Origin of the sequence: Ponticaulis koreensis DSM 19734, assembly GCF_000420665.1 — a bacterium.
Lineage (GTDB): Bacteria > Pseudomonadota > Alphaproteobacteria > Caulobacterales > Hyphomonadaceae > Ponticaulis > Ponticaulis koreensis.
The window spans coordinates 107,933-127,159 of record NZ_ATVJ01000003.1 but is presented as its reverse complement, the minus strand read 5'-3'; the positions used below and the strand labels follow the sequence as shown (position 1 = coordinate 127,159).

General features: G+C 55.2%; 23 protein-coding genes. 13 read left to right on the top strand and 10 right to left on the bottom strand.

The window, feature by feature from the left end:
• The first annotated feature begins 288 nt into the window (after positions 1-288).
• Positions 289-2,163 carry an ATP-binding response regulator gene (locus tag G523_RS20480; protein WP_022695984.1) on the top strand — a complete coding sequence of 625 codons (1,875 nt, stop codon included), beginning with the start codon at positions 289-291 and terminating at the stop codon, positions 2,161-2,163.
• 128 nt (positions 2,164-2,291) lie between these two features.
• Positions 2,292-2,684, top strand: a complete 393-nt coding sequence (locus G523_RS0115515; RefSeq protein ID WP_022695983.1) for a response regulator — start codon at positions 2,292-2,294, stop codon at positions 2,682-2,684.
• 9 nt (positions 2,685-2,693) lie between these two features.
• On the opposite strand, the gene G523_RS19625 is transcribed toward G523_RS0115515, so the two are convergent.
• Entirely contained in the window at positions 2,694-3,485 is a 792-nt protein-coding gene (locus G523_RS19625) for a ZIP family metal transporter (RefSeq protein WP_081648858.1), read from the bottom strand.
• 109 nt (positions 3,486-3,594) lie between these two features.
• On the opposite strand from G523_RS19625, the gene G523_RS0115505 reads away from it, so the two are divergent.
• The 5 genes from G523_RS0115505 to G523_RS21030 all read left to right on the top strand — a co-directional run bounded on the left by G523_RS0115505 (position 3,595) and on the right by G523_RS21030 (position 7,314).
• The gene (locus G523_RS0115505; protein WP_022695981.1) at positions 3,595-4,248 is read left to right on the top strand and encodes a ZrgA family zinc uptake protein; all 654 of its coding nucleotides are present in this window, start codon (positions 3,595-3,597) and stop codon (positions 4,246-4,248) included.
• An 11-nt stretch (positions 4,249-4,259) separates the two neighbouring features.
• Positions 4,260-4,964: an ABC transporter ATP-binding protein gene (locus G523_RS0115500; protein WP_022695980.1), complete on the top strand. Its 705-nt coding sequence runs from the start codon at positions 4,260-4,262 to the stop codon at positions 4,962-4,964.
• Positions 4,961-6,232, top strand: coding sequence for an ABC transporter permease (locus G523_RS0115495; protein WP_022695979.1), 1,272 nt, complete (start codon positions 4,961-4,963; stop codon positions 6,230-6,232). The genes G523_RS0115500 and G523_RS0115495 overlap by 4 nt, the downstream gene beginning before the upstream one ends.
• 10 nt (positions 6,233-6,242) lie before the next feature.
• A complete protein-coding gene (locus G523_RS0115490; protein WP_022695978.1) occupies positions 6,243-6,869 on the top strand; it encodes a DUF3299 domain-containing protein in 627 nt (208 codons plus the stop codon).
• 280 nt (positions 6,870-7,149) lie between these two features.
• On the top strand, positions 7,150-7,314 hold the full coding sequence (locus G523_RS21030) for a hypothetical protein (protein WP_155802834.1): 165 nt from the start codon (positions 7,150-7,152) through the stop codon (positions 7,312-7,314).
• On the opposite strand, the gene G523_RS21310 is transcribed toward G523_RS21030, so the two are convergent.
• Entirely contained in the window at positions 7,304-7,819 is a 516-nt protein-coding gene (locus tag G523_RS21310; protein WP_022695977.1) for a response regulator, read from the bottom strand. The genes G523_RS21030 and G523_RS21310 overlap by 11 nt on opposite strands.
• A gap of 213 nt (positions 7,820-8,032) precedes the next feature.
• On the opposite strand from G523_RS21310, the gene G523_RS21365 reads away from it, so the two are divergent.
• Entirely contained in the window at positions 8,033-8,995 is a 963-nt protein-coding gene (locus G523_RS21365) for a cold-shock protein (RefSeq protein ID WP_051134878.1), read from the top strand.
• A 77-nt stretch (positions 8,996-9,072) separates the two neighbouring features.
• Here G523_RS21365 and G523_RS20475 read toward each other — a convergent pair whose 3' ends face one another.
• The 3 genes from G523_RS20475 to G523_RS19610 form a co-directional block, all read right to left on the bottom strand.
• Positions 9,073-9,804 carry an RDD family protein gene (locus G523_RS20475; protein WP_081648857.1) on the bottom strand — a complete coding sequence of 244 codons (732 nt, stop codon included), beginning with the start codon at positions 9,802-9,804 and terminating at the stop codon, positions 9,073-9,075.
• A 100-nt stretch (positions 9,805-9,904) separates the two neighbouring features.
• On the bottom strand, positions 9,905-10,540 hold the full coding sequence (locus G523_RS0115470; protein WP_022695975.1) for a class I SAM-dependent methyltransferase: 636 nt from the start codon (positions 10,538-10,540) through the stop codon (positions 9,905-9,907).
• A 36-nt stretch (positions 10,541-10,576) separates the two neighbouring features.
• The gene (locus G523_RS19610) at positions 10,577-12,190 is read right to left on the bottom strand and encodes an ABC-F family ATP-binding cassette domain-containing protein (RefSeq protein WP_022695974.1); all 1,614 of its coding nucleotides are present in this window, start codon (positions 12,188-12,190) and stop codon (positions 10,577-10,579) included.
• 327 nt (positions 12,191-12,517) lie between these two features.
• Between G523_RS19610 and G523_RS0115460 the strand changes: the two genes are divergently transcribed.
• The 3 genes from G523_RS0115460 (at position 12,518) to G523_RS0115450 (ending at position 14,398) form a co-directional block, all read left to right on the top strand.
• Positions 12,518-12,958, top strand: coding sequence for a hypothetical protein (locus G523_RS0115460; RefSeq protein WP_022695973.1), 441 nt, complete (start codon positions 12,518-12,520; stop codon positions 12,956-12,958).
• A 108-nt stretch (positions 12,959-13,066) separates the two neighbouring features.
• Entirely contained in the window at positions 13,067-14,005 is a 939-nt protein-coding gene (locus tag G523_RS0115455; RefSeq protein ID WP_022695972.1) for a LysR family transcriptional regulator, read from the top strand.
• 87 nt (positions 14,006-14,092) lie between these two features.
• Entirely contained in the window at positions 14,093-14,398 is a 306-nt protein-coding gene (locus G523_RS0115450) for a hypothetical protein (RefSeq protein WP_022695971.1), read from the top strand.
• A 44-nt stretch (positions 14,399-14,442) separates the two neighbouring features.
• Here the strand turns inward: G523_RS0115450 and G523_RS0115445 are convergent, their stop codons facing one another.
• The 5 genes from G523_RS0115445 to G523_RS19605 all read right to left on the bottom strand — a co-directional run bounded on the left by G523_RS0115445 (position 14,443) and on the right by G523_RS19605 (position 16,942).
• Positions 14,443-15,048, bottom strand: a complete 606-nt coding sequence (locus tag G523_RS0115445) for a hypothetical protein (protein WP_022695970.1) — start codon at positions 15,046-15,048, stop codon at positions 14,443-14,445.
• 88 nt (positions 15,049-15,136) lie between these two features.
• Positions 15,137-15,655 carry a hypothetical protein gene (locus tag G523_RS0115440; RefSeq protein WP_022695969.1) on the bottom strand — a complete coding sequence of 173 codons (519 nt, stop codon included), beginning with the start codon at positions 15,653-15,655 and terminating at the stop codon, positions 15,137-15,139.
• Entirely contained in the window at positions 15,639-15,992 is a 354-nt protein-coding gene (locus G523_RS0115435) for a DUF1428 domain-containing protein (RefSeq protein ID WP_022695968.1), read from the bottom strand. Before G523_RS0115435 ends, G523_RS0115440 begins: the two co-directional genes overlap by 17 nt.
• An 80-nt stretch (positions 15,993-16,072) precedes the next feature.
• Positions 16,073-16,576, bottom strand: a complete 504-nt coding sequence (locus G523_RS0115430) for a type III secretion system chaperone family protein (RefSeq protein WP_022695967.1) — start codon at positions 16,574-16,576, stop codon at positions 16,073-16,075.
• A gap of 120 nt (positions 16,577-16,696) precedes the next feature.
• Positions 16,697-16,942: an accessory factor UbiK family protein gene (locus tag G523_RS19605; RefSeq protein ID WP_022695966.1), complete on the bottom strand. Its 246-nt coding sequence runs from the start codon at positions 16,940-16,942 to the stop codon at positions 16,697-16,699.
• 91 nt (positions 16,943-17,033) lie between these two features.
• On the opposite strand from G523_RS19605, the gene lgt reads away from it, so the two are divergent.
• Together lgt and G523_RS0115415 are read left to right on the top strand one after the other, a co-directional pair.
• Positions 17,034-18,056: a prolipoprotein diacylglyceryl transferase gene (gene lgt / locus G523_RS19600; protein WP_022695965.1), complete on the top strand. Its 1,023-nt coding sequence runs from the start codon at positions 17,034-17,036 to the stop codon at positions 18,054-18,056.
• Positions 18,057-18,060: 4 nt separating this feature from the next.
• Positions 18,061-19,128 (top strand): class I SAM-dependent methyltransferase, encoded by a 1,068-nt coding sequence (locus G523_RS0115415; protein ID WP_022695964.1) that lies wholly within the window; start codon positions 18,061-18,063, stop codon positions 19,126-19,128.
• The last annotated feature ends 99 nt before the right edge of the window (positions 19,129-19,227 follow it).

Genomic DNA, 19,227 nt, shown 5'->3' with positions numbered 1-19,227 from the left:
CCGACTCTGCGTCTACTCATAAAAATAGCAAAATTTTTTTCGAACTTCAGAAAACAGAACTTCGTTTCACTGCCGCGTGCATTTAGCAGAGCAAATGCACCAGAAAAATGACGCATGGTCAGGCTCAGTCAGGTCATGGAAAACGAGGCAAATCCAGCAAAGCCCCGCACAAGATCAGCCCAAACCACACTTTACAATTAACTGTTTTTTAACCGTTTTCTCTAGTCACGCTAACAGGATAAAAAGACTTTTCTGCTCTAGTCTGCGCACACACCTGCGGAGATTAACATGAGTCAGAATGACAATGTACTGGATCAGGAAACCTATGACCGCGGCATCGCGGCGCTGGACCAGTATCTGAAACGGACATCAACGCGCTATGCGATCGTTCGGCTCGTGTGCAATCTCTGCTTCATGCCGCTGGTGGCGTTTGCGACGGATTTTCAGCATCTCGGGCTGATCGCAGCGTGGGCCGGCATCGTCATCCTGCTGGAGGCTGTCGCGGCTGTGCGCGTCTTCCGCTACTTCAAGAACAAAAAGACGATCGAGCTCGGTCCTGATGGTTCGATCAACGGCAAGATCTTATCTGCGCGCACGGTCTCGGTCATCCTCTACCTGCAGGTTTTAGTCCCCACACTTCTTATGACCTGGGCTTATGCTCTTCCGGGGCTATTCCTTTGGGCACTGCCTCAGCCTGCGCCGACTATCGGGGCCATGATGACCGTTGTGGTCATGATGAACGTGGCCGGCCAGCACACATTCAAATCAAGCCTGTCAATCTTTTCTGCAATCGTGCCGTCGATAGCTCTCCTACTGAACCTGCAAGCGCTATCAACAGCGAAATTCGAGCCCTACGCGCTCACATTCGGCGCACTCATCATCATTCAGTCTGTTGCGATTGCACGGGCTGGCCACCGGTCATTCGACCATATGCTAAACGTCATGTTCGAGAAGGATAAGGAAAAAGAAGCCCGCAAAAATGCGGACGAGGCTAATCTCGCAAAGTCGCAATTCCTGGCGAATATGAGCCATGAGCTCCGCACCCCGCTTAATGCGATCATCGGCTATAGCGAGATGATGATGGAAGACGCCGAAATGGATGCGCGCGACGCGGACGTTGAGGACCATAAGCGGATCATTCTGGCGGGCAAACGTCTTCTGCTGAACATCAATGACATTCTGGACTTCTCAAAGATTGAAGCAGGCCGCCTCGATACCGAGATTGGCCAGTTCAACCTCGACATCATGGTGAGAGAAGCCAGTGATACCCTGTATCCAATGCTGGCCGACAAACCGGTGAAGCTGACGATCGATCTTCCCGAAAACACGCCACTGGTCTGGTCTGACCGTCACCGCCTTGAGCAGTGCCTTCTGAACCTGCTGTCCAACGCAGCGAAGTTCACGCATGAGGGCGACATTGTTGTGCGCGGATACTCCAAAGAGATTGGCGGGTTTGACGGCTTTGTTCTCGAAGTGACGGATACCGGCATTGGCATGACAGAAAAGCAGCTCGACCGTGTTTTCAAGCCGTTCTCTCAGGCGGACGAATCCTTCACACGCAAATATGGCGGAACAGGCCTCGGCCTTGTGATTTCGCAACGCCTCATCCAGCTGCTTGGCGGCGAAATCAGCGTAGAGAGCGTTGAGGATAAAGGCTCCACATTCCGGCTCCATTTCCCGATCAATGTTCAATCGAGCACAAAAGGCCTTGACGAAGATACACAGGCAAACCGGGACCGTCCTGTCGTTCTGGTTATCGATGACGACGCCGACGTGCACGAACTTCTGTCTCGCGATCTGCAAACTATCGGGTTTGAACTTCACCACGCCCGCTCTGCCGAGCAAGGCCTACAGAAAATGCGTCAAAGCCAACCTGCGGCCGTTGTACTGGACGTGCATCTTCCCGGTAAAACGGGCATGGAACTTCTGCACGACATTCGCGCGAGCACAGACCTGAAAGATGTGCCTGTCATCATTCATACGGTCGATTCAGAACGAGCTAAATTCATCAAAGCCGGCGCAAACGCCTATTTGTGCAAGCCGGCCAGCCGCGAAGACATGGTCGCTGAAGTCGTCCGTCATGCGCGCCATGATCAACACCCTGCAAGTCGAGCCTCAAAGAAGTCAAAGACAAGGCCAAATACTGATCGCGCAAGCGCTTAGTTCTTTACATTATCCGCTGCAAAATTAAGACTTTAGAGACAGTGGAAGCGTACTATCACTATTAAACTGGCCTTGGATTTCACTTCCGAGACCTGATAAACGGGGACACACCCCAGGAGCTGGAAACCATGACCCGAATTCTCCTTGCTGAGGACAATGAGGACAATTTCAACATGCTGGCTCGCCGACTTTCACGTCAGGGCTTTATCGTCATTGGCGCAGAGAATGGCGAGATTGCTGTCGAAAAAGCGGCGTCAGAATCTCCAGATATTATCCTGATGGATATTTCCATGCCGGTCATGTCCGGCCTCGATGCGACGCGTGAGATCCGTGATAATCCCGCAACCCGTTCTCTGCCAATCGTCGCGCTGACGGCTCATGTGAGCAAGAAAGACCGCGACAGCTGCTTCGACGCCGGATGTGACGCTTTCGAAGGCAAGCCGATCAATTTCCGGAATCTGATGGAAACCATGTCCAACGTGCTGGCGATCAAAGGCAAGCAGCTGATTGCCGCCAGCTAGGTCAACTGTTTAATCGTGAACGTGCACGCCTTCGGTCGAATGATCGGAGGCGTATTCGTGTGTGCCATGCCCCACACCAGCCGTCCCGATGACAAGCGCAATGGCAATACCCACGCCGAGAGCCGGAATAGACCGGATTGGATGCTCCGCCTTCATATGAGCCATAAGCGGACCCGTGGAAACAAACAGCAAAAGCCCTGCGGAGACCGCAAACAGCAACGACAGAATGCTCATATCGACGGTGTATGCGAGCGGGATCATCGCGATAGTCCCAAGCGGCGTTGTGACACCCGCAGCGAGGAAGGCCAGAATGAAAGACAATCTGTTTGAAATGCCCGCAGCCCGCAACAGCGCAAATGTAATAATCGCTTCCGGAAACTCATGCAGCACGAGCCCCATCGTCGCATACAGCCCCGTATCCATGCCCTGAGAAAAGCTGATCGTGTAGATCATGCCATCAAGAAACGAGTGAATAGAGATGGCAATGAGCGGCGTCAGACCCGCTGCCAGCGTGCGCGGATCAGCGACCGGCAACAGCGTTCGCAGAATGTCGTGAACAAACAAGCCCAAGAAAAAGCCGCCCAGCATCAGATAAGATGCCAAAGGTCCACCAGCCAGCGCTTCGGGCGCCAGATGAGTAATTACCATTGTCAGCAGCAGTCCACTTGCTATCAAGGCAAAGACCGGTCCGTATTTCTGGCTCCAGTCACTGCGGATAGAGACTGTTATCAAACCCAGAGCTGCGATAAATGCAGCAAGACTGGTCAGAAACAGGGTGGCCAGCAAAGGCGTAGCAAACACGTCTTGAAAATACTCCGGAGCGGGCAGATGACGCGTATTGAACGTCTATCGAACTGCTTTATGTTATAATATCCACGCCCTATGTAGAAGAGGATGAGAGAGAATTCAAATGCCAATTGGACTTCTAGGGATAACTCTTCTGTCACTCATCGCCGCATCCGCTCACGATGATGCACCGCGTCAGGCCCGCGCGCACACTCACGGCGCCGGCGAGGCCTTCATTTTGCTGGAAGGAAACGACCTTTTCATTCAGATTGCGGCGCCTGCTGCAAACTTCCGGACGCCAGAAGGCACGCTCCTCTCTGTCACTGATCTTTCCGGTTACGACATGACGGAAGACTTCCTCTCTCTGCCATCACGCGCTCAATGCACGTTCCAGAGCCAGCAAGTAGAACAAGAGGGCTATGAGGGCGAAGACGCTGGCCAGCACGGGCATAGTCACGACGCATCACACGCAGATGATGACAATCACCGCACTGAAGCCGGACACGACCATCATGAACAGCATGGTGATCACCACCGGGACGGCGAGCATGTGGACCACAGTGACCACCACGCTGAGGTAGAGACACCTGTTGAACACGCAAACTTCCTCGTCACATTCGAAGCTGAATGTGAGCGCCCCGACCGTTTGTCTTCTGTAAATTTCGCGGTGTTTGAGGCCCTTCCGGGTTTTGAAACCCTCCAGACAACTTTCATGACCGACGGCGGCGCTGATGCAACGACGCTGTCCGCATCGAACCCAACGATGAGCCGTCCATAGCGGAGAGTAATTTGCCTCTACTCAGCCTGAAGAATGTCGAATTCGCCTGGCCGGGTGCGCCAGCTCTGCTTCGCGTCCCCGAGTTTCAACTCGAAGCAGGCGAGCATGTGTTTCTGCGCGGGCCGAGCGGCTCAGGTAAAAGCACACTTCTCGGGCTGATCGCTGGCGTGCTGACCGCAGATTCCGGGCAGATCGAGTTTGACGGTGAAGATCTGGCCAATGCCTCGAACGCTAAACGGGACCGTATCCGTGCGCGTGATATGGGCGTAATCTTCCAGCTGTTTAATCTACTGCCCTATCTGAGCGTGAAGGCGAATGTGACCCTTCCCTGCAAGCTTTCCGCCGAGCGTCGCAATCGGGTCGCCGAAACTGGCACTTCACCTGATGAAGAGGCCCGACGTCTGCTTGACCGGCTGGGTCTGAATGATGATCGCATACTCAACGGCAAGGTCTCGAACCTCTCCGTCGGCCAGCAGCAACGCGTTGCCGTCGCACGCGCCCTTATGGGCCGCCCGAAGCTGATTATCGCCGATGAACCAACCTCTGCGCTGGATACCAAAGCGCGCGATGCTTTCCTCGAACTTTTGAAGGAAGAAAGCGCGGCAGCCGGTTCAGCGCTGCTCTTCGTGAGCCATGACGAGCATCTGGGCACAGCGTTCAGCCGGATTGAAGACCTCGAAACACTGAACACAATCGCTGCGGAGGCCCGCGCATGAGCCTTTCAGCCCTCATCTCGCTTGCCTGGGCAAGCCTCTGGAACCGCCGCGCCTCTGCGCTCCTTACCATCACTGCCGTAGCCGTAAGTGTGATGCTGTTTCTCGGCGTCGATAAGCTGAAAACATCATCGGAAGAGAGCTTCCAGCAGACAATCACCGGCACGGACATGATTGTCGGCGCTCGCACCAGCTCGGTCAGCTTGGTGATGTTCACCGTCTTCCACATCGGAGATCCCGCAGCTGGCATGACGTGGGAAAGCTATGAATGGCTGCAAAGCCGCAGTGATATTGAATGGACCGTGCCGATTTCCCTCGGAGATTCCCATGATGGCTACCGCGTTGTCGGCACAGACCAGAGCTTTTTCGAGCACTACCAGTTCCGTGACCGCCAGAATGTCAGCTTTGCAGACGGTGTCCCGTTCGATGATCTTTATGATGTGGTCGTAGGCGCCGATGTCGCCGCAGAAAAAGGCTATGCTGTAGGAGACCAAATCGAGCTCTCACACGGCACGGGTCCGGTCAGCTTTCAGGACCATAGCGACCGGCCTTTCACAATCACTGGCATACTTGATGCGACCGGCACGCCCGTAGACGAGAGCGTTCTCGTCTCATTGCTTGCGATTGAAGCGATCCATGTCGGGTGGCAGAGCGGCGCGCCCTCACCGCTTGCGAATATGATGACCGCTGATGATGTGCGTCAGCTCAATCTCCGCCCGCATATTATCTCTTCTGCCCTTGTTGGCCTGAGTGACCGTCGCAGCACGCTGAATACCATGCGGGCTATCAACACCTATTCCCAGGAAGCGCTTGTCGCGGCGCCGCCAGCACAGGCAATTGCAGAGGTCTGGGAGCTGGTCGGCGTGGCCGGTAATGCGCTGATGGCTGTATCCGCGTTTGTGATCCTTGTCGGCCTCGTCTCGATCCTGACATCTATCCTGACCAGTCTGCGCGAACGCCGCCGTGAAATGGCTGTACTCCGCGCGATCGGTGCTGGCCCCGCACAGATCATGACGCTGCTCATCAGCGAAGCAGTGCTTCTGGCCGCAACAGGTGCGGCGTTTGGCATCGCACTTGTGTATCTTGCAAGCGCGCTGGCTGCCCCCATTTTTGAAGCGCGGTTTGGTATTGCGCTCGCGGGGACCTATCCCGGCATGACCGACCTGAAAGTTTTCCTGGCCGTCATCGTCACTGCTGGCGTTCTCGGCCTAATTCCGGCCATACAGGCCCTTAAGAATTCGCTCGCAGATGGACTGTCCATCAAACTCTGAGAGATACGATATGAATCAGAACCTCAAACTTCTTCTGGCAGCCATGGCCATTCCAATGGCGAGCTGCGGCATGCAAACCGAAGCTCAGCCACAGCAGAGCGATGCACCAGCTGCCGTAGAAGAACCGGTCCAGCAATCCGTATGGGAAGAGCCGGTTGACGCTGACGGGTATCTGGAAGTGATGTGGGAAGACTTGCTCCCGGAGGGTGAAGAAGAGCGCCTGCGCGAAATGTACGCCATGCAGATGCAGGAAATGCTCTCATCCGGCGAATATATCGCAGAAGGCGGCCCGAATGATGTTGGCGTCCAGATCGGCACCTACAACACGGTTGAAGAGCTGAACGGCCGCAAAATCAAAATGCCCGGCTACACCGTGCCGCTGGATTTCAGCCCGGCAGCCGAAATTGACGAATTCCTTCTGGTTCCAACGCTCGGCGCATGTGTACACGTGCCACCGCCACCGCCGAACCAGACTGTTTTCGCCCAGCTGTCTGAAACCATGCCGATCCGCGACATGCCACAGGCCGTCTGGATTCGCGGTACGCTGGTTGCTGACACCCAATCAACCGATCTTGCCGATGCCGCCTACACCATCATCGTCGACGACATTGAGGAATATCAGTACCGGCGTCGCTAACACCTTTTAGCAGCGGCAGAGTGTTAACGAAAAGGGCCGGACTGGTTTACCTTTTCGTTTCAAAATTAACATGGGCGGGCCATACGGCTCGCCTTTTTTGTTTACTGACGGTTTGCTGGAAATTTCAGCCAAAATTGGCCGAGTGCAGATAGAAATCCCTAAGCCGTTCAACAGATTATTAACGCGAGGCCGCTGCCAGAACGCCGGTCGTGAGAAATCATAGAAAACCATCATATTGCACCTCCGCGCGTCAGCGCGGGCGGAACTGAGGTCGTGCGCAATGAGAGATACATGGGGAAGACCAGAGCTTCACGAAGACTGGCTACCAATTGAAGACCAGATCGCAAAATCAGGCATGAAACTATTATTCGGTTTCTGGGTAACAATCGCCGCTTTCGCTGGCGCGTTCTGGTCACTCAATAGCGGATTGCCGTTCAGCGGATAGCAAAACAAACCTGTTTCAGGATCCCGGTGAGACTGGCCGGTGACATATCATTCTTGGACAGAAACCCATCCAGACTGGCGGGCAAGGCATCATAGCCAAGATCTTCCAGATCAGTGCCCGTCAGCAAGATCACTTTCGCCGAAGAGCACGCATTGATCTCGCGCAAAGGGTCTTCGAAGCGCTGATGCGGCGGTACTCGATTATCCAGAAAAACAAGATCAACCGGCTCTGACGCGAGCGTTTCGAGGCCGTCTTCCACGGTGTCTGCGTGTAAAAAAGTTACAGAAGCGAATTCTGTCAGCGCAAACAGGTGTCCCATCAGCCTCGCGATTGCGTGATTGTCGTCTATCAGCAGAACAGTAATGGGAAACTCCCGAAGATTGCCCTCACATGTTGAATATTTGAGTGTTTTTTTGATTCGGTTCCAGCACCAAATTTCATCAAGTCGAGAAGCATCATACTGCTGATCGCTAGAAATTCGCCACCGACAATCAAAAAGGCACATGATAAACGGCGTTTACCCGGAACGCTCAGGCAGGCCCTGACCTTTCACATGAAGCATTTTTCGTTGCTGAATCACGGTTTTTCGGGCATATTAATCGAGCCTTGAAGTGTTCTGCGATGATCAAGGCAAGAACAAGTTAGCACGCAGATGGAAATGCGAAGTACAGTAGAGAACAGGAAAACCTGACTTCGCGAGAGAGGACAGCATACAGATATGAGTTTTGACGACGACGAACCGCGCAGCGGGCGTGACGGTGGTCGTGGGCGCCGCCCTAAACGGGGTGGCCGCAGAGAGTTTGGCAACGACGATTTCGGCAGTAGTCCTTTCTCCGATCCATTTGATAATCCAGCTCCGAATGACTTCGGAAGTTCCAGAAATAATGAAGGCGGCTATCGCGGTGGCGGTGGCGGCGGCTATCGTAGCGGCGGTGATCGTGACGGCGGCGGCGGTGGATACCGTGGCGGCGGCGGTGGCGGCGGCTATCGTGGTGGCGGCGATCGTGACGGCGGTAGCGGCGGTGGATACCGCGGCGGCGGCGGTGGCGGCGGCTATCGCGGTGGCGGTGATCGTGACGGCGGCGGCGGTGGATACCGCGGCGGCGGTGGCGGCGGCTATCGTGGTGGCGGTGATCGTGACGGCGGTAGCGGCGGTGGATACCGCGGCGGCGGCGGCGGTGGCGGCGGCTATCGCGGTGGCGGTGATCGCGACGGCGGTGGCGGCGGTGGATACCGCGGCGGCGGCGGTGGCGGCGGCTATCGTGGTGGCGGTGATCGTGACGGCGGCGGCGGTGGATACCGTGGCGGCGGCGGTGGCGGCGGCTATCGCGGCGGTGGTGATCGTCCAGGCGGCGGCGGTGGTTTCCGCGGCGGTGGCGGCGGTGATCGTCCTCCTCGCCAACCGATGCAAATCGAAAAAGAAGGCCTCACAGGCACCGTTAAGTTCTTCAATCAGGAACGTGGCTTCGGCTTCATCACGCCTGACGAAGGCGGCGACGATGTGTTCGTACACATTTCTTCTGTCGAACGTTCCGGTCTGCCGGGTGTTGAAGACGGCATGAAGCTGATCTTCGACCTCGCAGCTGATGCGCGTGGCAAAGGCCCGAAAGCTGTGAACCTGAAACCGATTGATGGCGCAGCCGATGCTGGCGAAGAGCCGTCTTCTGGTGAAGAAGAATAAATACGGTTTTCAATCCGAATAAAGAAAAGGCCTGCTCAAACGAGCAGGCCTTTTTTCTTTGAGCGTGAGGGTTCGCCTCAGGCAAAAACCTGAGAGAAAGTCTCACTCGGCGCAGTCCCTTTTGTGCAGACGAGCGTTCCGCCCATCATATCGTGAAGGCCCTTCTTCTGCGGATTGAATGCGAGCATCCAGTATCCGATGGAGAACGGGATCACGTTCAGAATCAGGCGCCCTAACGTATTTCGCATGATGATCCCGCCAAGAGACGGCTTACCCATCTCGTTATTAGTCACAACAAGACCGCACATCATTTTTCCAAAGGTCGCCTGTAGCGAAGACGCTTCAAGCGCGATCGAATAAATGCCGCGCAGCACCGCATACATTAGCAAGTATTTCCAGATCACCAGTTCGCCCGCAGCACTGCCGGCGACCTGACCGACGACCTTACCACCCGGTCCAACCATTGGTGCGTCCATCTCAGCGACGAATGCAGGCCATGCGAGCATCGCAAACGGTAGCCCGACAATGAGACTGTCGACCAGATACGAGATGATCCTGATCCACGCGACCGGCTTTTCTCCGTACTTCTCAGAACCTTTCGAAGCAGACGGAACGCAGCCCGTTAAGTCCAGCGAGCCTGATGGCCGTTCGGACTTTATACCTAGTTGTGCTTCCAGAAAGGCCATCGCAGACGGCGACAGCTCTTCGTCACGTCTCATGCGCGCCATGTATGGACGCCCGCCATCCTGAAATCCGGATGTACGTTTTCCGAAATGTGAGCGCCCCTGCCCACTACCAAACTGACTCATCCCATCTCCCCGTGGAATTTTCCCCGGATAAAGTTAAGACAGAATACGATTTTTAAATGTTGATCGTATTTAGAAAAATTTTCAGAAAAATTCCGAGGCTCTAGTCGGGCGACTTCCGGCAAACGATGAAGCATGAACCTTTTGCAGGTTGCCAGAAGCGATCAATCCGAAAGCCCGTCTCATCAAGCTTCTGCTCAAGCTGGTCGGTAGAGAAATGAGTTGTCGACGGGGCTTTACCGATTGCGCGCATGACCGGAATAGCGAACTGCGTCACAGCGCCGTAATCAGAAAGGCAAGGCGTGCTTTGAATAAACACACCACCCGGCTTCAGGAGATCATGGATTTTGGCGATGACAGCCCAGGGATCTTCACACAGATGAAGCAGGTTAAGCGCCAGCACAGCATCGAAAGACTCGTCTTCCGCTTCAAAATCCTCAACGCTGGAATGCTGGAAGGTTATGTTCTCAATGCCGCTGGCATCCGCTTTGCGTCGACCATGTTCCAACATGGCGAGCGATAAGTCAGTCGCCAGAATGTGCTGAACAAAAGGCGCGTGCAGTAAGGCTGTAGAGCCAGTACCGCAACCGAACTCCAGCGCCTTCATCTCCGGGTTCAGATATGCCTGTGTCAGCGTGACCTTTTCCTGATACACTGCTTCGTCATCAATTTTTTTCGCGGCATAACGGTCTGCGATTTTATCCCAAAATCGCTGGTCACGCGTACTCTCAGCCTGCATTGTCAGATCCACTCCCCTAAAAACAATACGGGTATGTTATTGTTTTTCGATATTATCGTCAATCGATAATTTCTTGAGATTTATACCTTGTTCACAGCCAATGGCCTTCAGGAAGCGATCATCATGGCTCACCGCCAGAATGCCGCCTTTGAAGCCCACCAGAGCATGCTCGAGAATCTCGATTGAGTCGATATCCAGATGATTGGTCGGTTCATCCAGAATGAGCAGATGAGGCACTTCATTACCTCCCGTCATCATCGCAAGGCCGGCCCGCATCCGTTCGCCGCCACTCAGGCTCCCTGGCAGACGGTGGGCATCGGAGTTCCGGAAGGCGTATCGGGCCAGCAAGGTATGCGCATCGTTCACCGTCATGGAGGAATGCAACTCAAGAAGCTGATCGAGCAGCGGAACATCAGGTTTCAGTATGGATACATGCTGGTCCAGCATGGCAATGCGTATGTCGCCCAACTCGACTTGTGGCAGGATTTCATTGTCACCTCCCTTGAGTATCGTGCGCAGAAGCGTTGATTTACCTGCCCCGTTTTCACCGCGCACGGCCAGCCTGGCTGGTCCACGCATTTCAAAAGTCACAGCTTCGGAAATAGCCTCGCCATTCACGCTGGCTTGAAGCTTTACGACCGAAAGCAGCCTCTTATCAGATCCTACCTTCGGATCAGGCAGGTCTATCGTAAGCGGGGTCAGTATCTCGATCTGTTTTCGTGCCGTCTCAAGCTCGGCTTCAGCCTCATCGCGCTGACGGGCGGCCAGACCGGCATCACGCGCCGCGGTACCTTCTGCCCGTTCTTTCTGAGCATCCAGAAAGAGCTTGGACTGTGACCTCGACCGACGGGCGGCTTTTCCCACCGCTTCGCGGCGGGCTTTGCGCTCTGCCTGTTGCTGAATGCCGCGATTGGTCTGGGCAAGCTTCTTTCCTGCACGCTCGACGTCACTTTGCGCACGTTCCAGTTCAGCAGCGCGCGCGCCTTCGAAAGCGCTCCATCCCCCTGCATACATGCTCACGCCAATTGGCGAGAGATGGATGATACGGTCCATGCCTTCCAGCAATTGCCGGTCATGGCTCGCGATTATTGCTCCGCCTTTCCAGCTGGACAGGAAGTCCGCCACCAGTTGTCTGCCGGCTGCGTCGAGATTGTTTGTCGGCTCGTCCAATAAGAGAATATCGGGCTCATCGAGAATAAGCCGTGCGAGGTTCACCCGCGTCGCCTCGCCTCCACTAAGCGTACCAGTTGATCGCGTTAGCGGCTGCCCATTCAGGCCGACTTGCTCGAGCGCCAACTCCAAGCGCGCGGGCAGGGTCCAGTCAGCTTTGGCAAAATCATCCTCGGTGCCCTGACCGTTTTCAATACGGGTCAGGCATGCGAGTGCGCTTTCGACACCCAAAAGCCCAGCCAGGCTGGTGGCGCGCCCTTTGGGAGTCTGGTGCAGAATTCCGACACGCCCGGAAACGGCTATATGCCCTTGCGACGGCACAACCTCGCGCGACACAATGCGAAACAGCGTCGACTTGCCAGAGCCATTCCGGCCGACAAGGCCAATGCGCTCGGAACCAAGAGAAAATGAAAGATCGGAAAACAAGTGATGACCGTCGGGCGAGACGGCAGAAACAGCCTGCAATATAAGGAAAGACATGCGTGAACACTATGCAATTGTGGGAAGGATTTATGGTGCTTCCTAGTTGTTCACGTGTGCCTCCAAGAGTTGGTATGTCGCCCCTGTATATCGAAAAACAGAAAACATCAACCCTTTAATTTATATGGGTATTTGCGAGAGACCTGAAATAGCGTATAGCACGGTTATGAGTACGCATCGCACCACACAACAGATCCAGACAGGAAAGTCGCTTTCTTCTGCGAAGGCGTGCGTGTGTGTGATTGCCGGGCTGATCTAGCCCCAACTCCCCTCCCCGCCTTTCCGGCGGGTCTGTGTCAGGTTCGTCGGCCAAACAGGAACACTGACATGTGCACATCCGACAAAGACATTCTTCATATTGCGCACGGCCTACGCGATCGAACGCTACCGAAGCCGGAATGGACGCATAACGCTCACTTTGCCGCCGCTGTCTGGCTGATCCGCTCTCCCCTTGATGATGCAGAGCGCGATCTGCCTGACATGATCCGTCGCTATAATCTGGCCTGCGGAGTCGCGAATACAGACACTGAAGGCTATCACGAGACGATCACCCTCGCCTCGATCCGTATGGCCTCGCATGCGCTGAAAGGCTGCGAGGCGCTATGTCTGCATGAGGCTGTGAACCATGTTCTGAAATCGGGGCTCGACCGGGCCGACTGGATTTTCCGATACTGGTCCAGATACGTTCTGTTTACACCGGAAGCGCGCAGACGCTGGGTCGAACCTGACGTTGAGGCATTGCCTGTTGGAACGGCATGCCCCAAATAAAGACGCGAATTGTTATTTGTGACGATTTGACTACGCTCTGAAACTTTGTAACAGGCACAAGTCCTGATATCTTTTTTCAGTTGTATACTTTTTTGGAAGCACTCTCAGATGAATCTTGCAGGCGTTGATCTCAATCTCCTCGTCGTATTCGACGCACTCATGGTTGAGCGGAACACGACACGGGCCGGTGAACGCATTGGTATGTCACAGCCTGCAGTTTCCAAAGCACTGAACCGCCTGCGCCATCTCTGCAAAGATGACCTCTTCATTCGCTGCGCTGAAGGTATGAAGCCCACACCGCGCGCCATTGAACTGGCCATGCCGGTGCAACAGGCGCTGCAGGAGCTGTCCAACGCACTAGAGCCGAACGTGTTTGATCCGGCGACTGATGCCCGCGTCTTCCGCATTCTTACCAACGACCTCATCACCCGTCTGATGATGCCTGCCGTCATGGAACGTCTCGACAAGATTGCGCCGAACATCGAGCTGCACCTTTTCCCGGATGTGTCCAACGCGCTCAACCGCGTCGAGAAGAACGAGGTCGACATGGCGCTTATCACGCACGGCCCTCTCAGCGATCCTTTCGAGTCGGAAGTCCTGATTGAAGCGAGTGAGAGCGTCGTACTCATGCGCGAAGGCCATCCGCTCAACGAGGGCGAACTGACCCTCGACCGCCTGACAGAAGCCCGCCACGTCGTGGTGACACGCGCCGATACAGACGACAGCGTGATCGACAGCTATTATGAGCGCTACAATATTCCGCGCCGCATCGGCATCACAATCACACAGGTAATTGCAGGTCCGGCAATCGTCGCGGCATCCGACCTCGTTATGCTGGTACCACGTCGTCTTGCGGCTTACCAGGCAAGCTTCCAGAATGTTGTCTATCGCGAAGTGCCGAAAGAGATGCCAAGTTTCGATCTCAATGTGAGCATGATCTGGCACAATCGCCTGACAGCAAATCCGGCTCACCGCTGGCTGCGTGAGCTGCTGAGCGATGTGGCCAAGGAACACCCTAAATATTCCAGCAGAGAATACTCTCAATAAAATCTATTCATTAGGCGAATAATGGGACATCGCCTAGTTTGATCACGTGGCCAACGAGACCACGGAAATCATTCAGGAGATGTTCTCATGAAAACGAAACTTGCTTGTGTTGCTATCGCCCTTACTGCTCTCGCACCTGTAGCTGTTGCCCAGGACGCAACACCAGTCCGTGCAGAATTCAAGTTCGAATCTAACCTCTCCACCGAAGCTAACTACGAAGCGATTGAATCGCGCGCAAACACAGTTTGCCGCAACGCTGCTCGTCGCTCCGACACTTTTGCACCAACCGATACAGCAGAAACAGTTGCTAACTGCCGTTCAGAGCTCGTTGACGCAGCAGTTGCTGCCCTCGGCGTCACTGAACTGAGCGACATGCACGAAGCTCGTTCGTAACACCTTTTCCTCAGCGTCCCGATTTGGGGGCGCTTCCTCCCTACCTAAACAGCCGCTGAGAAATCAGCGGCTTTCTTTTTGCCGAAAGGTCCAAAGCTGAAAGAACTGAAACGCTCTGCCCAGCCATCAATATCGCGGAGATCACGATCCAGCTGAGCCATTGTGCGCGTAAAGTCCTCGCCCTCTTCCTTGCGCCATGCCTGTTCGGCCCGGAACAAAATACCGCTCAGCACAACAGATTTTGGTCTCAGAAAGATATCCTGCTTCTCACCAGCTAGCGCCAGTATCCAACGGGCAGACTTCACCCGTCTTTTTGCTGCTTCTACGCGCTTGAGTGGATGCATCAGCCAGCTATCCTGCCACGCCATGGCGCCGTCCCGGTGGTCTTCCATCGCCTCGAAGCGAAGCATGGCGATATCAAACAGACGCTCCCGGAGGCTCTCAGTCTCATCGACCGGTTCAGACGCACAAGTGCGATCCAGATAATCGACGATCAGCGTGTTGAAACTCGGCAGGTTCAGGAAGTCGCCGACAGGCCGGTCCAAATGAGCCGCAAGCTTTGGAAGCGTGATGTCAGAGAATGCCATCTCTTCAGCAAGCGACAAAACAGCCTTTGCAGCATCATCGTGAAAAGCAGTTTCCTGGGTCATCTTCAGCCTCCTGAGGAATAGAGCGTACCATACATTCAATGAGATGCGCGCCTCACGGGAAATATCAAGCGCGTTACCCTGCGCTATTTCAGCCCCGCCCCCTTGCCCGCACACCACGCCAGACAAGCGCAATGAGAGCCGTCAGGGCTATCAGGGCAGCCAGCGCATAGAGCCCGAACTTCAACAGGGTCACTGCGCTTTTCATATAGATCAGGCCATCGGTTCCAAACAGCATGAACGTCTGAAGGGTGTTTTCTACAATGTCTGAGGCAAAAGCCACGCGAGGTACCCAGATCAATATCCGTGCCTTCGCTGGCAATCCGCGAACGATCAGCCCGCCAAACAGGCCCCAGTAAAACAGCGGATATGGCAGATCGAGCAACCAGCTCGCCCAGATATGAACTTCCTTCTGACCAGGTGTCATTGTGTCGAGCGCCGCGCGAACGTCATCCGGCGCGATCAGCGTATCAAGGAAGACAAACTCCCAATGAACTGCGACCGGCAGGAAGGCGTATCCAACCAGCATGACGCCAAGCGCGCAGATAATCAGGTACAGAGCGCGCGTTCGGAGTGGTAGCGCCGATGAAACGTCAGGCGCGTTTGTCATAGATCGTCTCAAAGCCACCAAAGATGAGACGTGTTCCGTCAAACGGCATAGGCACGTTTTCCATCTCAGGGTCTTCCATCATCAGAGCTTCAGCTTTGTCGGCTTCTTCTTTTGATGCCCATTCAGCCCACGAGAAGACAACCACCTCGCCGTCTTCCTTCTTTACAGCGAGTGGAAAAGAGGTGCTTTTGCCGTCCGGCACGCTGGCGCCCCAGTTTTCGACAACCCGCGTCGCGCCGTATTTCAGCATAAGGGCGCCCATGATTTCGGCCGCCTTCATATACTCATCCTTAGCGCCCTCAGGCACAGGAATGACGTAACCCGTAACGTAAGACATGGCTTTCCCTCCCACCATTATGGCCAGAGAGTACACTAAAAATGGGGCTGATTATATGGGGCGTGAAACGCAGCGGCAGATCAGGCTTCGCCAATTGTCTCGAACATCGCCATGTCCATTGCATCAATCGCGCTCTTACCTGCCCAGATGACGTAGTTCATTGAAGGCACGAACTTTTCAGCTGAAGCGCAGGCTGCATCAATAACTGCGGAGATTTCAGTCGCTTCCGGCCCGATACGTCCCGTCATGGAGATTGCATGACGGAAGGTCACCAGATCATCGCCCGGCCAGTAATCAAAATGCCCCAGAGACATTTTGTCATTGATGAGAATGACGAGGTCAGCCAGCTCTTCACGGCGCGAAGGCGTCGGCTTCACGTCCAAAGTCAGCGAAAACTGAAGCGACTGATGAGGCTCGCGGATCGAGAAAACAGCGCCCATGTCACCCCATCGCGTCGGCACAATGCAATGCACTGTGTTGCGTGTATCGCGCTCATAGGACCAGTCCGCGTCTTCAAGAACGCGTTCCACCTGTTCCATGGAGTTTTCGGCGATATCACCTTGAGATGAAGCGTTTAAAGGCATGTTTCCCCTTGAATATAAAAGACCCCTGTCGTGCCGGACTAACACGAGTCATCCCGCCCTATCAAAGGGGTAAGGCAGTAAGTTGTGAGTTTTCTGAGACCCGTGTTGCGTGAGACGCAGTTAGTCTTTGCCGGATTCCAGCTCGGCGACGCGCTTTTCAAGCGACTCGACACGCGCCAGCGCGGACTGAGCGAGCGCTTTCAACGCTTCAACCTCATCACGACGTGCCAGATCCATTTCAGCAACAAACTTGTCGCCCTGTGCGCGCATGACTGTTTTGGCTTCTTCGCCTGCAGACTGCGCGGCATCCATCATTCCGGTCATGACTTTCGCCATGTCATCTAGGAGTGGATTTCCATGTGTCATTCGATTACTCCTTCAGGCAGCAGACGCGGTTTACCGCGAATTGTTCGAGTTGGCTATGTGACCTCTCAACAAGGTCAGGAAAAGGGGACAAATGACCGCCGCTTTCAATTTTCCGGAACTTTATCCGGCCGTCATATCGATTCCTCAGTTTTCGATAGGCGGGCTGACACTCGGACCGATTAATGTTCTCTGGTACGCGATGGCCTATGTGCTGGGGCTTGTGCTGGGTTGGCGCTATGCGGTGGCGCTGGTCAAACGCCCTCGCCTGTTTGGCGGCACATCACCCGCCAGCGTAGAAGTCATTGACGACTTTCTCTTCTGGGCCACGGTCGGCGTTATTCTCGGCGGTCGCTTCGGCTATATTTTGTTCTATCAGGTGCCATATCAGTTTGATGCACTGGCTGCGGACCCGCTCATGATCCTGCGCGTCTGGGATGGCGGCATGGCCTTCCATGGTGGCTTGATCGGCGTTGGCCTTGCCACCTGGCATGTCTGCCGCACGCACAAGATTCCGCTTCTGCGCATGACAGACATTGCAGCAGCTGCCACGCCAATCGGCCTTCTGCTCGGGCGGTGCGCGAATTTCATCAATGCCGAGCTCTACGGCCGGCCAACCGAATCCGGCTGGGGCGTCATCTTCCCGCAAGGCTATGGCTCTGGCGGGCCGCCACAAGCCTTCGACTGGGAAACGAAAGAGTGGCAATACATTTGCGATCCTGATCTCGTGCCGCTTGCCGAGCGCACAGTTGAGAACTGTAGCGTTCGCTTGTCTGACGGCTCCATCATCTCAGAAGTGCCACGACATGCCAGCCAGCTGTATGAAGCCGGTATGGAAGGCCTTATCCTGTTCATCATCATTGCGATTGGCGTATGGGCATTCGGCGCACTGAAACGCCCTGGCCTCGTCACGGGCATCTTCCTGCTCGGCTATGCTGCAGGTCGCTCCATCGCAGAACAGTTCCGCCTGCCGGACGCCTTCGTAGACGGTCTGCCAGACTGGCTGACTATGGGTACGCTGCTATCAGTGCCGATGGTTCTGCTGGGCGCTTACCTTGTCTGGCGCGCGATTAAGAACAAATCCGGCAACCCTTCTGATATGGCAGCTGCGGAGTAGTCAGGTGAGGCTGAAAGACCGCCTTATCCGCATGATTGAAACAGACGGGCCAATGCCCGTCTCGCTCTACATGCAGACCTGTCTGCATGATCCGCAGCACGGATACTATGCGACCCGGCCCGGTGTTGGCGAAGACTTCACAACCGCACCGGAGATCAGCCAGATTTTTGGTGAACTTCTCGGCCTGTGGGCGCTGCATGAGTGGCAGGTGATGGGCATGCCCTCACCGTTCACTCTGATGGAAGTCGGCCCCGGTCGCGCCACGCTCATGCGCGATGCGCTGCGCGCCATTTCCGGCGTGAAGGCAGGCGATGAGTTTCTCAAAGCGATGAATCTGAAATTGGTTGAGGCAAGCCCTGCCCTGCGAAAGGTTCAGGCTGAAGCACTCTCGGAGTTTGAGCCTGATTTCCTCAACCAGATTGATGATGTCGAAGATGGCCCGCTTATCCTGATCGCCAATGAGTTGCTCGACTGTCTGCCTGTCCGTCAGTTTATCCGTGACATAGAGAAGAACAGCTGGGCGGAGCGCAAAGTTGGTGTTGCCGAAGGCGAGTTGATCTGGGGCGCGGAACCTCTGGATGACCTGCCGTTTTTCACGCCCGACCTGAAACGCCTCAAAGGCTTTGAGCTTCAGCCCGGCCTTGAAACCATGGCCCTGACGCTTGCCGGCATTGCCGAGCGCGGACATCCGGTGCGCGCCCTTCTCATAGACTACGGTCCTAATCATCTGCCGCCGGAAGACACGCTTCGCGCCTTCTATAAAGGCGAGCAAATCGATCCCTTAGCAATGCCAGGCGAATGCGATCTGACTGTGGATGTCGATTTCGCGCAATTGCGTCATCAGGGCGAGAAAGCAGGCCTGACAGTGCACGGGGCAGTCCATCAGGGACCGTTCCTTCTGAGCCTTGGCGCTGAAGCCCGCATGCAGCAGCTCACTCAGGCAAACCCAGAAACTGCGCAGGCCATTTTCGAAGCAGCTGCCCGACTGGTCGACCCGAAAGATATGGGTGACCGGTTCAAAGTCATCTGCTTTTCATCGGGGCAACTGCCTGCCCCGGCGGCCTTTTTCTAGGCCCAGACTTGCTGCACTGCAAAATTGCCCGTATTAGAGCGCGGGGAAATCAAAGTCGCGCTGCCAGATATAGCGCGTCCTAAAATCACAACAGACTGA

Bases quoted from the DNA above. Each gene is read 5' to 3' on its own strand.
- G523_RS20480 (WP_022695984.1), top strand. From the start codon at position 289: ATGAGTCAGAATGACAATGTACTGGATCAGGAAACCTATGACCGCGGC.
- G523_RS0115515 (WP_022695983.1), top strand. From the start codon at position 2,292: ATGACCCGAATTCTCCTTGCTGAGGACAATGAGGACAATTTCAACATG.
- G523_RS0115505 (WP_022695981.1), top strand. From the start codon at position 3,595: ATGCCAATTGGACTTCTAGGGATAACTCTTCTGTCACTCATCGCCGCA.
- G523_RS0115495 (WP_022695979.1), top strand. From the start codon at position 4,961: ATGAGCCTTTCAGCCCTCATCTCGCTTGCCTGGGCAAGCCTCTGGAAC.
- G523_RS0115490 (WP_022695978.1), top strand. From the start codon at position 6,243: ATGAATCAGAACCTCAAACTTCTTCTGGCAGCCATGGCCATTCCAATG.
- G523_RS21030 (WP_155802834.1), top strand. From the start codon at position 7,150: ATGAGAGATACATGGGGAAGACCAGAGCTTCACGAAGACTGGCTACCA.
- G523_RS21310 (WP_022695977.1), bottom strand. From the start codon at position 7,819: ATGTGCCTTTTTGATTGTCGGTGGCGAATTTCTAGCGATCAGCAGTAT.
- G523_RS21365 (WP_051134878.1), top strand. From the start codon at position 8,033: ATGAGTTTTGACGACGACGAACCGCGCAGCGGGCGTGACGGTGGTCGT.
- G523_RS20475 (WP_081648857.1), bottom strand. From the start codon at position 9,804: ATGAGTCAGTTTGGTAGTGGGCAGGGGCGCTCACATTTCGGAAAACGT.
- G523_RS0115470 (WP_022695975.1), bottom strand. From the start codon at position 10,540: ATGCAGGCTGAGAGTACGCGTGACCAGCGATTTTGGGATAAAATCGCA.
- G523_RS19610 (WP_022695974.1), bottom strand. From the start codon at position 12,190: ATGTCTTTCCTTATATTGCAGGCTGTTTCTGCCGTCTCGCCCGACGGT.
- G523_RS0115460 (WP_022695973.1), top strand. From the start codon at position 12,518: ATGTGCACATCCGACAAAGACATTCTTCATATTGCGCACGGCCTACGC.
- G523_RS0115455 (WP_022695972.1), top strand. From the start codon at position 13,067: ATGAATCTTGCAGGCGTTGATCTCAATCTCCTCGTCGTATTCGACGCA.
- G523_RS0115450 (WP_022695971.1), top strand. From the start codon at position 14,093: ATGAAAACGAAACTTGCTTGTGTTGCTATCGCCCTTACTGCTCTCGCA.
- G523_RS0115445 (WP_022695970.1), bottom strand. From the start codon at position 15,048: ATGACCCAGGAAACTGCTTTTCACGATGATGCTGCAAAGGCTGTTTTG.
- G523_RS0115440 (WP_022695969.1), bottom strand. From the start codon at position 15,655: ATGACAAACGCGCCTGACGTTTCATCGGCGCTACCACTCCGAACGCGC.
- G523_RS0115435 (WP_022695968.1), bottom strand. From the start codon at position 15,992: ATGTCTTACGTTACGGGTTACGTCATTCCTGTGCCTGAGGGCGCTAAG.
- G523_RS0115430 (WP_022695967.1), bottom strand. From the start codon at position 16,576: ATGCCTTTAAACGCTTCATCTCAAGGTGATATCGCCGAAAACTCCATG.
- G523_RS19605 (WP_022695966.1), bottom strand. From the start codon at position 16,942: ATGACACATGGAAATCCACTCCTAGATGACATGGCGAAAGTCATGACC.
- lgt (WP_022695965.1), top strand. From the start codon at position 17,034: ATGACCGCCGCTTTCAATTTTCCGGAACTTTATCCGGCCGTCATATCG.